Origin of the sequence: Cryobacterium melibiosiphilum, from assembly GCF_003602235.1 — a bacterium.
Taxonomy (GTDB): Bacteria; Actinomycetota; Actinomycetes; order Actinomycetales; family Microbacteriaceae; genus Cryobacterium; species Cryobacterium melibiosiphilum.
On the sequence record NZ_QZVS01000088.1, the window covers coordinates 117,315 to 131,204 of the forward strand.

Below are 13,890 nucleotides of genomic sequence, written 5' to 3' on the forward strand. Positions count from 1 at the left end.
GGCTCCGGCCCGTGCGCCCGCTAAGGGAGCGTGAGGATCTCCGCGCCGCGTTCGGTCACGACGAGGGTGTGTTCGAACTGGGCGGTCACGCTCTTGTCCTTGGTCGTGACGGTCCAGTCATCCGCCCAGATGTCGGACTCCTGGGCGCCGAGGGTGAGCATCGGCTCGATGGTGAAGACCATGCCGACCTCCATCACAGTGTCATACCGCGGTGCCGAGTCGTAGTGGGGGATGATCAGGCCGGAATGGAATGCCTCGCCCACGCCGTGACCGGTGTAGTCCCGCACCACGCCGTAGTTGAAGCGCTTGGCGTAGGACTCGATGGCCCGGCCGATGACGTTGACCTGGCGACCGGGAGCGACGGCCTTGATGCCGCGCATCATGGCCTCCTTCGTGCGTTCCACGAGCAGGCTGACGGCGTCTGTGGCTTCGCCGACAATGAACGTCACGTTGGTGTCGCCGTGCACGCCGTTCTTGAAGGCCGTGATGTCAATATTGATGATGTCGCCGCTGGCGAGCACCGTGGTGTCGGGGATACCGTGGCAGATGACCTCGTTCACCGAACTGCACAGTGACTTCGGGTAGCCCCGGTAGCCGAGGGTGGAGGGGTAGGCGTCGTGGGCGACGATGAAGTCGTGGCCGATCCGGTCGAGCTCTTCGGTCGTGACGCCCGGACGGATGGCCCGGCCGACGGCTTCGATCGCCCGCGCGGCGATCTGGCTGGATTCTCGAATCTGCTCGATCCGCGCCGCGCTGTAGACATCCGAACCGGTGAAGGGCGCCGGAGCCTTCCTCCCCACGTACTCGGGGCGGGGGATGTGCGACGGAACGGAACGGGTTGCGGAAACTGTTCCGGGGAACAGGTGACCGAGGGAATCCTTAGGCATAGGATCAAGCTTATGGCCGCCGACACTGAACACCAGTTCTGGTACAACATGCGCACCGGCGAAGTCGAACAGGGCTTCCAATCGGCGTCGATTGATCGGGTGGGTCCCTTCGCCACCTACGTTGAGGCGACGCACGCCCTCGAGAAGCTCCGCGCGAACAGCGCCAAGTGGTCCGAAGACGACGCCCGCGACAACCAGTAGCCGCGCGCGCAGCGCCACCTGGGCGAGGGGGCGGCGCAACGCCTACTCGTAGCTGTGTTCCGGTGCCGGGTAACTGCCCGAGTTGACGTCCGCGCGAAACTGCTGCACGGCATCCGTCAGCACGCCGCGCAGGTCCGCATACTGGCGCACGAACCGCGGCACGCGCCCTTCGGTCATGCCGGCAAAGTCGGTCCACACGAGCAACTGACCGTCGACGGAGGGCCCGGCCCCCACACCAATGGTCGGAATCGACAGGGCCTTCGTCACCTCGGCGGCGACCGTGGCGGGCACCATCTCGAGCACGACCGCGAAGGCCCCGGCCTCCTGAACCGCGAGGGCATCGGCGAGCAGCTGTTCGGCCGCTTCGCCGCGACCCTGGATCATGTGGCCGCCGAGGCCGTGTTCGCTCTGCGGCGTGAAGCCGATGTGTCCCATCACCGGGATGCCGGCGCTGACGATGCGCTTGATCTGCTTGTGGCTGCGCACCCCACCCTCGAGCTTGACCGCGTGGGCCTGCGCCTCTTTCATGAAGCGCACCGCCGTCGACAGGGCCTGATCGGGTCCGCTTTCGTAGGAGCCGAACGGCATATCGGCGACGACGAGCGCCCGGGTCACCGCGCGGGCCACGGCGCGGGTCAGCGGAATGAGCTCGTCAACCGTCACCGGGAGTGTCGTCTCGTACCCGAAGACGTTGTTGCCGGCGGAATCACCGACGAGGAGAAAGTCGATGCCGGCCTGGTCGAAGATCTGGGCGGTGAGCATGTCGTAGCTCGTGAGCCCGGTGATCGGGATGCCCTGCACCTTGGCATTGTGGAAGTGGCGAGTGCGCACGCGTTTGGGCCCGGGCGGCACCTCGCTGTAGGTTTTTTGCTCGGAAACGGGCCCGGTCAGCTCTGGCATGCCTCAAGTGTAGTCAGCGCGCCCGGCCCGGTGGCGCGTCACGGGCGGGGCCGGACCGGTAGCCTAGGAGAGAACCTGAAGGGGCCTGAATGGACAAGCAGCGCGATTTCGTTCTCCGTACCATCGAAGAGCGGGGAATCAAGTTCGTTCGACTGTGGTTTACCGACGTTGTGGGAACGCTCAAGTCGGTCGCGATCGCACCGGCCGAGGTTGAAGGGGCCTTCAACGAGGGCCTCGGATTCGATGGCTCGGCGATCGAAGGGCTCACCCGGTCCTTCGAAGCGGATGTCCTGGCCCACCCGGACCCCACCACCTTCCAGATCCTGCCCTGGCGCGGCGAAATCGATCCGACCGCCCGCATGTTCTGCGACATCACAACGCCCGACGGCCAGCCCGCCGTGGCAGACCCGCGCAACGTGCTCAAGCGCACGCTCGCGAAGGCGGCAGACCGCGGCTTCACGTTTTACACGCATCCGGAAATCGAGTTCTATCTCCTCAAGTCCTCGAAGTTCGGCAAGGACGGTCCGGTTCCCGTCGATTCGGCGGGCTACTTCGACAACGTTCCCGGCGGTACCGCGCACGATTTCCGTCGCCGGTCCGTGCGCATGCTCGAAGACCTCGGCATTTCCGTGGAGTTCAGCCACCACGAAGCCGGCCCCGGTCAGAACGAGATCGACCTGCGCTACGCCGACGCGCTGACGACCGCCGACAACATCATGACCTTTCGCACCGTGGTCAAAGAGGTCGCCATCGAGCAGGGTGTCTACGCGACGTTCATGCCCAAGCCGATGTCCGAACACCCCGGATCCGGCATGCACACCCACCTCTCACTTTTCGAGGGCGACACCAACGCGTTCTACGAGGCGGGGGCGCAGTACCAGCTCTCCAAGACCGGTCGACAGTTCATCGCGGGCCTGCTCAAGCACGCCCCGGAGATCACCGCCGTCACCAACCAGTTCGTCAACTCATACAAGCGACTCTGGGGCGGCGGTGAGGCGCCGAGCTTCGTCTGCTGGGGCCACAACAACCGCTCGGCGCTCATTCGCGTGCCGCTCTACAAGCCCAACAAGGGCCAGAGCTCGCGCATCGAGTACCGCGCCATCGACTCGGCGGCCAACCCGTACCTCGCCTATTCACTGATGCTCGCCGCCGGGCTGAAGGGTATCGAAGAGGGCTACGAGCTGCCACCGGAGGCCGAGGACAACGTCTGGAGCCTGAGCGACACCGAGCGCCGCGCCCTGGGCTACACGCAGCTGCCGGCCAGCCTCGACCATGCGATCCAGCTCATGAGCGAGTCGGAACTGGTCGCCGAGACGCTGGGGGAGCACGTCTTCAACTTCGTGCTGCTCAACAAGCGCCAGGAGTGGAGCGAGTACCGCTCGCAGGTCACCCCGTTCGAGCTGCGCAAGAACCTCGAGATGCTCTAGGAGTTCCCGTCGACCGGTACGCGATGGGGCGCAACGAGCTGACTCTGACGGACCTCGCCCGGGTCGGCTTCGCCGATTTTGGTGAGGCCCGTTCCGGCCTGGCCGAAGTGTCCGAGCTGGGCGGCCCCGCCACCGGGGACCTTCTGCCGCTGCTCGCCCAGACGGCCAACCCCGACAGCGCTCTCGCGGCGTTGCTCCTGCTGCTGCGGCAGTCGCCGACCGAGGTCGGCGCGCTGCTGCGAATCCCAAGTGCCCTGCTCCGATTGTTGCGCGTGCTCGGCGCGAGCACCGGCCTGACGGAATTCTTCCTCCGTCACCCCGAGGAGCTGGATGTGTTGCACGCTGCCTCCCCGGTATTGCCGACCGGTCCGGAGCTGACCGCGCACCTGCTTGCTGCAGTCGGCGCCCGGGACGGTTTCGCGACGGTACCCGACGCCGCGGCCTGGGGCGCGCTTCGCGTGCGCTATCGACGTCGACTCGCCGAAATCGCCGCCTTCGACCTCGAACAGGTCGACCCAGTGGCGGGAGTCGACGGCATCGCCTGCGCCCTGGCTGACCTTGCCTCTGCGGCCCTCGATGCGGGCCTCGCGGTGGCGCGCAGCCTGGCATCCGGCCCGGTTGCCGGCCGGGGAGTCTTCCCCGCGACGGAGGTGCGCGCCACCCGTCTTGCGATCATCGGAATGGGCAAGGCTGGCGCGAGCGAGCTCAACTACGTCAGCGACGTCGACGTGATCTTCGTCGCCGAGGGCGACGCCGATCTTGACACCGCACGGGCGGTGGAAATCGCGACTCGCCTGGCCATCCTCGTCATGCGCGGGCTCCACGAGACCGACGTCGAGCCGGAGCTCTGGGAGGTCGACGCGAACCTCCGCCCCGAGGGAAAGAATGGCGCGCTCGTGCGTTCGCTTGAGTCGCACAGCCGGTACTACGACCGTTGGGCGAAGAGCTGGGAGTTCCAGGCCCTGCTCAAGGCGCGTCCGCTCGCCGGCGACCGTGAGCTCGGCGACCGGTACCTGGCGGTCGTCGCCCCTCTCGTCTGGAGCAGCGCGAGCCGCGAGAATTTTGTCGACTCCGTGCAGCGGATGCGGGAACGCGTCACCCAGAACATCCCGGACGACGAAGTCGATGTCCAGCTCAAGCTCGGTCCCGGGGGGCTGCGGGACATTGAATTCACGGTGCAGCTGCTCCAGCTCGTGCACGGTCAGACGGATGCTTCGGTGCGACAACCCGGAACCCTTCCCGCGCTCACGGCCCTCGCCGACGCCGGCTACGTCGGCCGCGCCGAGGCCGCCGACTTCGCCCTCGACTACCGAATGTTGCGGCTCATGGAGCACCGGCTGCAGCTCGAACGCCTGCGGCGCACGCACCTCGTGCCCCGGGACCAGGAGAGCCTGCGCATCCTGGCCCGCGCAACGGGCCTCGCCACCAATGCCGAAGAACTCACGACGCGGTGGGCCGAGATCAAACTGCGCGTGCGGGGGCTGCACGAGCGGCTGTTCTATCGGCCCTTGCTGTCGGCCGTCGCTGCCCTGCCCGCCGAAGGCCGCGCGCTCACGAGCGCCCAGGCCGAAGCGCGCCTCGCGGCGATCGGATTCCGCAATACCAAGGGCGCCCTCGCCCACATCGCTGTGCTCTCCGCCGGTGTTTCCCGACGGGCCACGATCCAGCGCCACCTGCTGCCGGTCATGCTGCAGTGGTTCTCCCAGGGAGCCGACCCGGACTATGGCCTGCTGGCGTTTCGGCGTCTGAGCGACAACCTGGGTTCCACCTACTGGTTCCTGCGGATGCTCCGGGACTCGTCGGGTGCGGCTGAACGACTGACCCGAGTGCTCTCCGGCTCACGTTTTGTCGGCGAACTTCTCGAAACGATCCCCGAATCCGTCGCCTGGCTCGAAGACGAAGACGACCTGCGGCCGCGGCCGCTCGCGGCCCTGCAGGCGGAGGCGCGTGCGGTTCTGGCGCGTCACGAGAGCGCCGACGCCGCAGCATCCATCCTGCGCACCGCCCGGCGCCGGGAGATGCTCCGGCTTGCGTTCTCGTCCATCCTCGGCGAGATCACGATCGACGAGCTCGCGGTCGGCCTGACCGACGTCACGTCGACCTTCATCCAGGGCGTCGTCTCCGCCATCCGCGGTGACGACCTGCGCGGCACGTCACCGGACGGAATCGAGTTCGCCGTCATCGGCATGGGCCGGTTCGGGGGAGCGGAACTGGGGTTCGGCTCGGATGCCGACGTCATGTATGTCTTCCGACCCGCCCGGCTCGAGGGAGCGGCTGCTCACGACCGGGCGAGTTTCATCGTGCGCGAGCTCAAGCGCCTCACCGAGGACAACCGACTGCCGCTGGATTTGGACATTGGCCTGCGCCCCGAGGGCAGCAATGGGCCCGTCGTGCGATCCCTGGACTCCTACGCCGCCTACTACGCTCGGTGGTCGCTCACCTGGGAGGCTCAGGCCCTGCTGCGCGGACGCGGCGTGGCCGGGGACACGGCGCTCCTGGCAGCGTTCGAACACTTGGCCGACGCGGTGCGATACCCCGCGGCGATCGCCCTGCAGGAGGTGCGAGAGGTCAAGCGCATCAAAGCACGGGTCGAGAACGAGCGGCTGCCGCAGGGTGCCGATCCGAAACGACACCTCAAGCTCGGCCGTGGTTCGCTCAGCGACGTGGAATGGTTCGTCCAGCTGATGCAGCTGCAGCATGCGGCCGCGGTGCCGAGCCTGCGCACCACGTCGACGCTCGTGGCACTGACCGAATCCGTGCGGGCCGGGCTGGTCAGCGAAGCGGATGCGGCCACACTGCGAGCTGCATGGATCTTTGCGTCGCGCGCACGCTCCGCCATCACACTGTGGACCAACCGCACCTCGAACGTGCTGCCGACCGACCGGGACGCCCTGGAAGGCATCGCCCGGGTCATGGAATACCCGCCCGGGTCGGCCAACGAACTCGAAGAGGACTATCTCGCGGTCACACGTCGTTCCCGGGCGGTCTTCGAGCGCCTCTTCTACGGCCCCTGAATCTACGGGGCCTCAGCCCCTTCAGGGGTTCGGGCCCCTTCAGGCGTTCGGGCCCCTTCAGGCGTTGAGGCCCCTTAACCTCCGCGAGAGCGGGTGAAACGTCGGTTGGACAGCGTCCAGGCGACGTTTCACCCGCTCTCGCGGGGGGTGTCTCAAGCAGGGTGTGTTGATTAGACCCCGTAGTACAGTTCGAACTCGAACGGGTGCGGACGCTGCGCGAGCGGCTTGATCTCGTTTTCACGCTTGTACGAGATCCAGGTCTCGATCAGTTCGGGCGTGAACACGTTGCCAGCGAGCAGGAAGTCGTGGTCACCCTCGAGGGCCTGAAGGGCCTCTTCGAGCGAGGCGGGAACCTGCGGGATGTTCTTGGCTTCTTCGGGCGGCAGCTCGTAGAGGTCCTTGTCGACGGGCTCATGCGGCTCGATACGGTTCTTGATGCCGTCGAGGCCGGCCATGAGCTGCGCGGCGAAGGCGAGGTACGGGTTACCGGAGGCGTCGGGAGCGCGGAACTCGAGGCGCTTGGCCTTCGGGTTGGTGCCCGTGATCGGGATCCGGATCGACGCCGAGCGGTTGCCCGCCGAGTAGACCAGGTTGACGGGGGCTTCGAAGCCGGGAACGAGGCGGTGGTACGAGTTCACCGTCGGGTTGGTGAAGGCCAGAACGGCCGGGGCGTGCTTGAGCAGGCCACCGATGTACCAGCGCGCGACGTCGGAGAGTCCACCGTAGCCGGCCTCATCGTAGAAGAGCGGCTTGCCGTCGGCCCACAAGGACTGGTGGGTGTGCATTCCCGATCCGTTGTCACCGAAGAGCGGCTTCGGCATGAAGGTCGCCGTCTTGTTCCACTCGTGCGCGGTGTTCTTGACGATGTACTTGAACTTCAGCAGGTCATCCGCGGCATGCACCATGGTGTCGAATTTGTAGTTGATCTCGCCCTGGCCGCCGGTGCCGACCTCGTGGTGGCTGCGCTCCAGGATGAGGCCCGACTCGATCAGCTTGAGGCAGATGTCGTCGCGCATGTCGACGTGCTGGTCGACGGGGCTGACCGGGAAGTAGCCGCCCTTGAAGGGCGTCTTGTTGGCGAGGTTACTGCCGTCTTCGTCGCGGCCTGAGTTCCAGGCACCCTCGCTCGAGTCGACCTTGTAATAGCTCGTGTGCTGGTTCACTTCGTAGCGCACGTCGTCGAAGATGTAGAACTCGGCCTCAGAGCCGAAGAAAGCGGTGTCGCCGATACCGGTGGAGGCGAGGTACTTCTCGGCCTTCTTGGCTACCTGGCGCGGGTCCTTGGAGTAGATCTCACCGTTGCGCGGGTTGTAGATGTCGAAGAGCATGATGAGCGTCTTCTCGGCGCGGAACGGGTCGAGGTAAGCGGTCGACACGTCGGGGATGAGTTGCATGTCGGATTCGTGGATCGACGCGAAACCGCGGATCGACGAACCATCGAACATCTGACCAACGGTGAAGAATTCTTCATCAACGGTCGAGGCCGGGATGTTGAAGTGCTGCTGCACACCGGGAAGATCGGTGAAACGGATGTCAAGAAACTTGACGTCATTGTCTTTAATGAATTTGAGCACTTCTGACGAATCGCGGAACATGCGGGTTTACTCCAAACGACGTGGGCGTAGATCTCGTGGACTGGGAAATATAGAGAGTTAGTGTAAATATTTCTCAGTCGCGCACTACGAGAACGCAGTGCGGCTTCCACGAGATTAGTGGGATGGCGTTTCCCGACAGTGACGCGAATGTTTCCCGCATGTTACAGCGCAGGTGTCTCGGTAGACTCGTCACGTGCCGGACTCATCTTCAAAATCTACCAGCTTTGGATCCCTCCCCCCGAGCCAGTGGCCGGGGGAGCGACTCGGTATGCCCCGGTCGGGCCCCGGATCCGTGGGTCGGGTAGGTCGCAGGCTCGGGGGAATCGCGATCGACTGGGCCCTGGCGGTCGCCGTGTCGCTGGCATTCTTCAACTATGAAGAATTCGCGACGCTGCTGGTCTTCGTGGTTGCGCAGATCGTGTTCATCCCGACCATCGGCGGGAGCATCGGCCAGAGATTGGTCGGCCTTCGCACGGTGGCGCTCCAGGGCGGCTGGGTCGGCCTGTGGCGCCCCGTCGTTCGCACGCTGCTGCTGGTCCTGGCGCTGCCCGCATTGGTCTGGGATTCAGACCAACGCGGGTTTCACGACAAGGTCGCCGGCACCGTGCTTATTCGAGTTTCCTGAATTTCCCGAGGTCTTTGAGGGGGAGACGCTTAGCCGCGCTGCGGCCGGGCCTTCATCGGGTCAACGCCCTTCGGGATCGGCAGCTTGGTGCCGAGAGAACTCAGCCGGTTATTGACGGCCAGCACTTCGGCCTTTGTCAGCGTCGGCTTGATCCGGGTGAGCTTGCCGGCCAGCTTGTGCAGCGGAATGGCGTCTTCGTCGGGCCCGACCGAGACGACGGTGACCGGAATGGTGCCGAGCACGCGCGTCACCTTGCGTCGCTCTTCGTCGACCATTCGGGCGGTGCGGGTGCGCGGGCCCTCGCTGATCAGGACGACGCCACCGCGACCGACGGCGCGGTAGACGGCATCCTGCGTCTTGCCGTTCACGGCAACGGGCATCTCACTGCCGACCCAGCCGCGCTTGAGTGAACTGCGCAGCACCGCCCCAACGGCCCCGGGCTGCCCCTCGATCTGCGAGTACGCGGCCTTCTCGGCCCGGCGCCCCAGAATGATCAGCATCGCCAGGATGCCGGCCAGGACTCCCGAAATGCTCCACAGCACGATCGAGAACACATTCCCGGGCGAGAGCAAAAGCGCCAGCCCCACCGCTACGAGAATGGGAACCAAGAAGGCCAGGACCATGATCCAGACGATGTTCGAGTCATATCGCCGGGTCATCTGGAAGACCTGCCACATTTGCTTCATGCGACCGGGCTTTTTCGGGGGTTTAGGAGTCTTCTCCTTGGTGCGTGCCATGCAACTAGACTACCCAGTCACCTGAATACCCGGTGACCGTTTTGGGCCGCACCGCGCGGTTTCTGTCGACGCGGTCTAGGATGCCGCCTGGGCGAAGCCGAGTGTGGCATCCGCCAGGTGGCGCAACTCGTCGGGGACCTCACGGCCGCTCTTGAGCATTGACTGCGCCCACAGTCGTCCCGCGCGGTACGACGAGCGCACGAGCGGCCCGGAGAGCACACCGAGAAAACCGATTTCTTCAGCCTCCGCGTTCAATTCGACGAATTCCTCGGGTCGCACCCACCGCGCCACGGGAAGGTGACGAGCGCTTGGGCGCAGATACTGGGTGATGGTGATGATGTCGGTGCCGGCGTCGTGCAGGTCCTGGAGGGCCTGGCTGACCTCGGCCCGTTCCTCACCCATGCCCAGGATCAGGTTGGACTTGGTGATCAGTCCGGCGGCGCGGCCCTGGGTGAGCACATCGAGCGAACGGTCGTAGCGAAAAGCGGGACGAACCCGCTTGAAGATTCGCGGCACCGTTTCCACGTTGTGCGCGAAGACCTCGGGCCGCGCCGAGAATACCTCGGCCAGGTGCTCGGGATTGCCCGAGAAATCGGGGACGAGGATCTCCACACCGGTTCCAGGGCTCTGCTGGTGAATCTGACGGATGGTTTCGGCGTACAGCCAGGATCCCTCATCGGGCAGATCGTCCCGCGCGACGCCGGTCACGGTGGCGTATCGCAGGTTCATGGACACCACGGATTCGCCGACCCGTCGCGGTTCGTCCCGGTCATAATCGGCGGGCTTGCCCGTGTCGATCTGGCAGAAATCACAGCGGCGGGTGCACTGGGAGCCCCCGATCAGGAACGTGGCTTCGCGGTCTTCCCAGCACTCGAAGATGTTGGGACAGCCGGCTTCCTGACACACGGTGTGCAGCCCCTCGCTCTTCACGAGGTTCTGCAGTTTGCGGTACTCCGGACCCATCTTGGCGACCGTCTTGATCCACTCCGGCTTGCGTTCGATGGGGGTTTCGGCGTTACGAATTTCGAGCCGCAGCAGTTTGCGGCCTTCGGGGACGGCGCTCATGCGGGCACTCCTTCGGTCGTGGCAACGGCGGGGGAGACGGTTGCGGGGGAAGCTGTAGCGGGGGAGACGGTTATGGGGGTACGGGTAGGGGTAGGCGTGGGCGCGTGGGGGAACGCGGCGAGAAATGCAGCCTCGATGGGTGCGACGAGCTCGGCGGTGTCGACGTGTCGGCCGAGAACCCGGGACATTGTCGTCACTCCGGCGTCGCGGATTCCGCACGCGATGATGTTGGCGTAGGCGTCGAGGGAATTGCCGCAGTTCAGAGCGAAACCGTGCATGGTGACGCCCTCGGCAACACGGATGCCGATGGCGGCAATTTTCTCTTCGAGGTCGGCCGGGCCGACCCAGACTCCGGATCGCCCGGCGACCTGCACGCCGTCAATGCCGAAATCGGCCAGCACCGAGATCAGCAGGTGCTCGAGAGTGCGCACGTACTGCACCACATCAATGGGATCATGGAGCCGAAAGATGGGATAGCCCACGAGTTGGCCGGGGCCGTGCCAGGTGATCTTGCCCCCACGGTCAACGTCGATGACGTCGGTCCCGTCGCTGGGGCGCTCCTCCGGAAGCGTGCGCTTACCGGCGGTGTACACCGCGGGATGTTCCAGCAGGATGAGTGTGTCCGGTCTCTCTCCCGAGACGACGGAACGGTGGACTGCGCGTTGGAGCTCAAGGCCCTCAACATACGGCACGGAGTTGGCGCTTAGCCCCGCGACGACAAAGTCGAGCATGCGGTCAGTCTACGCGTTCCTCCACAGGCGCGAATTCCGAGCGAGTGTGCCCCGGAGTTCATTTCTGACGGCTCGGCGGCGCCGGCGGGCGCACGATGGCAGCATGAGAATCCGCCATCCGACAGAATATTCACTCTCCGCAGTGCCAGTGCCGGATAGTCCCGCCGGGCTGAGCATCCCGGCTGATATCGCCGGCTACGCGGTGGTCCGCCGTCTGGGTGAGGGGCGGCACAGCGATACCTACCTCGGCCACTCGGCGGCGAGTGGTTCGGGCCAGGTTGCGCTCAAGGTCTTCCGTGCCGACACTGATGCCGCGGCCATCGAGCGCCAGATCACCGCCCTCGCCGTCGCGAGGCCCGGGTTGCCGCACCTGATTGACGTGGCGTCGCTGCCGGACGGTCGAGTGTGTGTTGTGCTCGAGCGTCTCCAGGGAGATTCACTGGCCCATTACCTGACGCGCTATGGTCCTCTTGGCGCGGGAGAGGCCGTGACTATCCTCGCTCCGGTGGTCGTCGCCCTACGTTCCCTGCACGAAGCGGACCTGGTGCACACGGGTTTGAGCCAAGCCTCGATTGTGATCGCGGCCCAGGGACGTCCGGTTCTGCTCGGGCTCGGTTCGCTTGGCACGCTGCCCTCGACGGGTGCGGATCGGGTGGCTCTCCTTCGGGCGGACTATGGCCGACTGGCGGTTCTGGTGACCGGAGTCCTCGACGAGCTCGGTCAGGACCAGGCACGGTTTGCCGGGCGAACCGCTCTCGTCGCCCTCATCGATGCGGCGGTGAGAGCGACACCATTCATGCCCTGCCTGCTCCAGCTCGAGCGCCATTTCTTTGACTGGGCGCCCGCGACGGCCCTCTCCTACGGGCGGAACGCTGCGCCCGACTCGCCGCGCTGTGACGGTGCGCGCACGGGCGGACCCCGTCCAGACCCGCCCGGGCTGTCGACGACGACGGACGCCGTTCCCCGTCCCACCGGATTCGACGAGGCGGTCCGGGGCCTCGGCCTGGCCGCGGACGCAGCCGAGCATCTACGAGTGTTCATGGTGGTCGGCCAGCAGCTTCGCTTCCGTCTGTCGGCGCAGCTCGCGCGCCCGTGGCGATGGGTGACCGGGAAAGTTAGACGTGAGCCTCGCTCTCGTCAGCGGCACCGGACCCGCGTCGTGTACGCCGCGAGTGTGGCGACCGCGGCGACGGTCGCGGCGCTCGTGCTGCTTCCGTCCGCAGCCCCGGAGGCCACAGACCCGACCGTTCCGCCGCCCCCGGCCGCCACGGTCCCCGTCGCACCCGCCAGCGACGCGGTCGCGCTGACCTCGGACGACCCCGTGGCGGCCGTGCGAGTGCTGCTTACGCTGCGCGCCCAGTGCCTGTCCGCGGCATCCGTCGCCTGCCTGGACTCCACAGATCAGGCCAGCGGGCCGCTGCTGGCAGCCGACATCCAGCTCATCAGCACCGCCGAGACTATTGCGGCGTTCACCCTCGGCAGCGACGGAACAGCCGAACTCGTCGAACGCACCGGCAACTCAGCCCTGATTGCGCTGGGCCCGGGCTCGGCCGTGGCGGGCCCCGCCGGCGACGGCCTCGGGCATGAAAAAAGCCAACCAGCCTCGGCCTTGATCATCAAGGGCGAGGCCGGTTGGCGTCTGCGCGAGCTATTCGACTACTGAGACACGTGTCGGCGGTTAAATGCCCAGGTTGCCTTCGAACGCTCCGGCTTCGAGCCGGGCCTTCATCGTCGTCAGGAAACGAGCGGCGTCGGCCCCGTCGATGATGCGGTGGTCATACGACAGTGCGAGGTAGACACTCGATCGGATGGCGATCGAGTCGAGACCGTCGTTGGTGACCACGAGAGGCTTCTTGTACACGATCCCAGTGCCCAGGATCGCGCTCTGCGGCAGGAAGACCACGGGGGTATCGAACAACGCGCCGCGCGAACCCGTGTTGGTCAGCGTGAAGGTGCCACCGGAGAGCTCATCGGGCTTGAGCTTGTTGTCGCGGGTTCGAGCCGCCAGGTCGGCGATCTGCGCGGCGAAACCGGCCAGGTCGAGGTCGCCCGCGTTGCGAACGACCGGGGTGAGCAGTCCACGCTCAGTGTCGACGGCAATGCTGATGTTCTCGCTCGCCGGGTAGACGATCGTCTCGCCGTCGATCGTGGCATTGACGATCGGGTTCGACTGCAGCGCTTCCGCCGCGGCCAGGGCGAAGAACGGAAGGAACGACAGCTTGTTGCCGGTCTTTGCGGCGAAGTCGGCCTTGACACGGTCACGCAGCATGGCGACGCGGGTCACGTCCACCTCGACGACCGTCGTCAGCTGGGCGGACGACGTCATCGAGATGACAGCGCGTTCGGCGACGACCTTGCGCAGCCGGGACATCGGCTGGGTCGTTCCACGCAGCGGCGAAATCTCCACTGCGGGGGCGGCAACGGCTGCTCCGGCGGTGGGGATTGCGGCGACGATGTCTTCCTTGCGAATGCGCCCACCGACTCCCGTGCCGCTGATCGTCGACAGGTCGACACCGGCGTCGTTGGCGAGCTTGCGCACGATCGGGGTGACGTAGCCGGAGGTTCCGGCATGCGAACCTCGCGCGGCGGGTGCAGCCACGGGTGCTGCCGCCGGTGCGGGTGCTGCCGCCGGTGCGGGTGCAGCCGCCGGTGCGGGTGCAGCCGCCGGTGCGGGTGCAGCGGCGGGTGCGGGTGCAGCGGCGGGTGCC

12 protein-coding genes are annotated in these 13,890 nt (G+C 66.1%); 5 read left to right on the forward strand and 7 right to left on the reverse strand.

The features are described from left to right. Positions 1-20 precede the first annotated feature (20 nt). Positions 21-887: a type I methionyl aminopeptidase gene (gene map / locus D6T64_RS13995; protein WP_119975293.1), complete on the reverse strand. Its 867-nt coding sequence runs from the start codon at positions 885-887 to the stop codon at positions 21-23. A gap of 12 nt (positions 888-899) precedes the next feature. Here map and D6T64_RS14000 point away from each other — a divergent pair, with 12 nt between their 5' ends. Next, a complete protein-coding gene (locus D6T64_RS14000) occupies positions 900-1,088 on the forward strand; it encodes an SPOR domain-containing protein (RefSeq protein WP_119975294.1) in 189 nt (62 codons plus the stop codon). A 42-nt stretch (positions 1,089-1,130) separates the two neighbouring features. Here the strand turns inward: D6T64_RS14000 and panB are convergent, their stop codons facing one another. Continuing rightward, positions 1,131-1,988 carry a 3-methyl-2-oxobutanoate hydroxymethyltransferase gene (gene panB / locus D6T64_RS14005; RefSeq protein WP_119975295.1) on the reverse strand — a complete coding sequence of 286 codons (858 nt, stop codon included), beginning with the start codon at positions 1,986-1,988 and terminating at the stop codon, positions 1,131-1,133. Positions 1,989-2,077: 89 nt separating this feature from the next. Between panB and glnA (D6T64_RS14010) the strand changes: the two genes are divergently transcribed. Next, positions 2,078-3,415 (forward strand): type I glutamate--ammonia ligase, encoded by a 1,338-nt coding sequence (gene glnA, locus D6T64_RS14010; protein WP_119975296.1) that lies wholly within the window; start codon positions 2,078-2,080, stop codon positions 3,413-3,415. A gap of 23 nt (positions 3,416-3,438) precedes the next feature. Further along, positions 3,439-6,429 (forward strand): bifunctional [glutamine synthetase] adenylyltransferase/[glutamine synthetase]-adenylyl-L-tyrosine phosphorylase, encoded by a 2,991-nt coding sequence (locus D6T64_RS14015; protein WP_119975297.1) that lies wholly within the window; start codon positions 3,439-3,441, stop codon positions 6,427-6,429. Positions 6,430-6,599: 170 nt separating this feature from the next. Here D6T64_RS14015 and glnA (D6T64_RS14020) read toward each other — a convergent pair whose 3' ends face one another. Next, positions 6,600-8,024: a type I glutamate--ammonia ligase gene (gene glnA / locus D6T64_RS14020; protein ID WP_119975298.1), complete on the reverse strand. Its 1,425-nt coding sequence runs from the start codon at positions 8,022-8,024 to the stop codon at positions 6,600-6,602. A 268-nt stretch (positions 8,025-8,292) separates the two neighbouring features. On the opposite strand from glnA (D6T64_RS14020), the gene D6T64_RS14025 reads away from it, so the two are divergent. Next, on the forward strand, positions 8,293-8,649 hold the full coding sequence (locus D6T64_RS14025; protein ID WP_119975299.1) for an RDD family protein: 357 nt from the start codon (positions 8,293-8,295) through the stop codon (positions 8,647-8,649). Positions 8,650-8,678: 29 nt separating this feature from the next. Here D6T64_RS14025 and D6T64_RS14030 read toward each other — a convergent pair whose 3' ends face one another. The 3 genes from D6T64_RS14030 to lipB form a co-directional block, all read right to left on the reverse strand. Continuing rightward, positions 8,679-9,386 (reverse strand): DUF4191 domain-containing protein, encoded by a 708-nt coding sequence (locus D6T64_RS14030; RefSeq protein ID WP_119975300.1) that lies wholly within the window; start codon positions 9,384-9,386, stop codon positions 8,679-8,681. A 75-nt stretch (positions 9,387-9,461) separates the two neighbouring features. After that, positions 9,462-10,451, reverse strand: coding sequence for a lipoyl synthase (gene lipA / locus D6T64_RS14035; RefSeq protein ID WP_119975301.1), 990 nt, complete (start codon positions 10,449-10,451; stop codon positions 9,462-9,464). Further along, positions 10,448-11,182, reverse strand: coding sequence for a lipoyl(octanoyl) transferase LipB (gene lipB, locus D6T64_RS14040; protein ID WP_119975302.1), 735 nt, complete (start codon positions 11,180-11,182; stop codon positions 10,448-10,450). The genes lipA and lipB overlap by 4 nt, the downstream gene beginning before the upstream one ends. 142 nt (positions 11,183-11,324) lie before the next feature. On the opposite strand from lipB, the gene D6T64_RS14045 reads away from it, so the two are divergent. Beyond that, on the forward strand, positions 11,325-12,845 hold the full coding sequence (locus tag D6T64_RS14045) for a protein kinase domain-containing protein (RefSeq protein ID WP_158594894.1): 1,521 nt from the start codon (positions 11,325-11,327) through the stop codon (positions 12,843-12,845). A gap of 15 nt (positions 12,846-12,860) precedes the next feature. Here D6T64_RS14045 and sucB read toward each other — a convergent pair. Continuing rightward, positions 12,861-13,890, reverse strand: a 1,030-nt coding sequence (gene sucB / locus D6T64_RS14050) for a 2-oxoglutarate dehydrogenase, E2 component, dihydrolipoamide succinyltransferase (RefSeq protein WP_119975313.1), incomplete at its 5' end; no start/stop codon positions are given.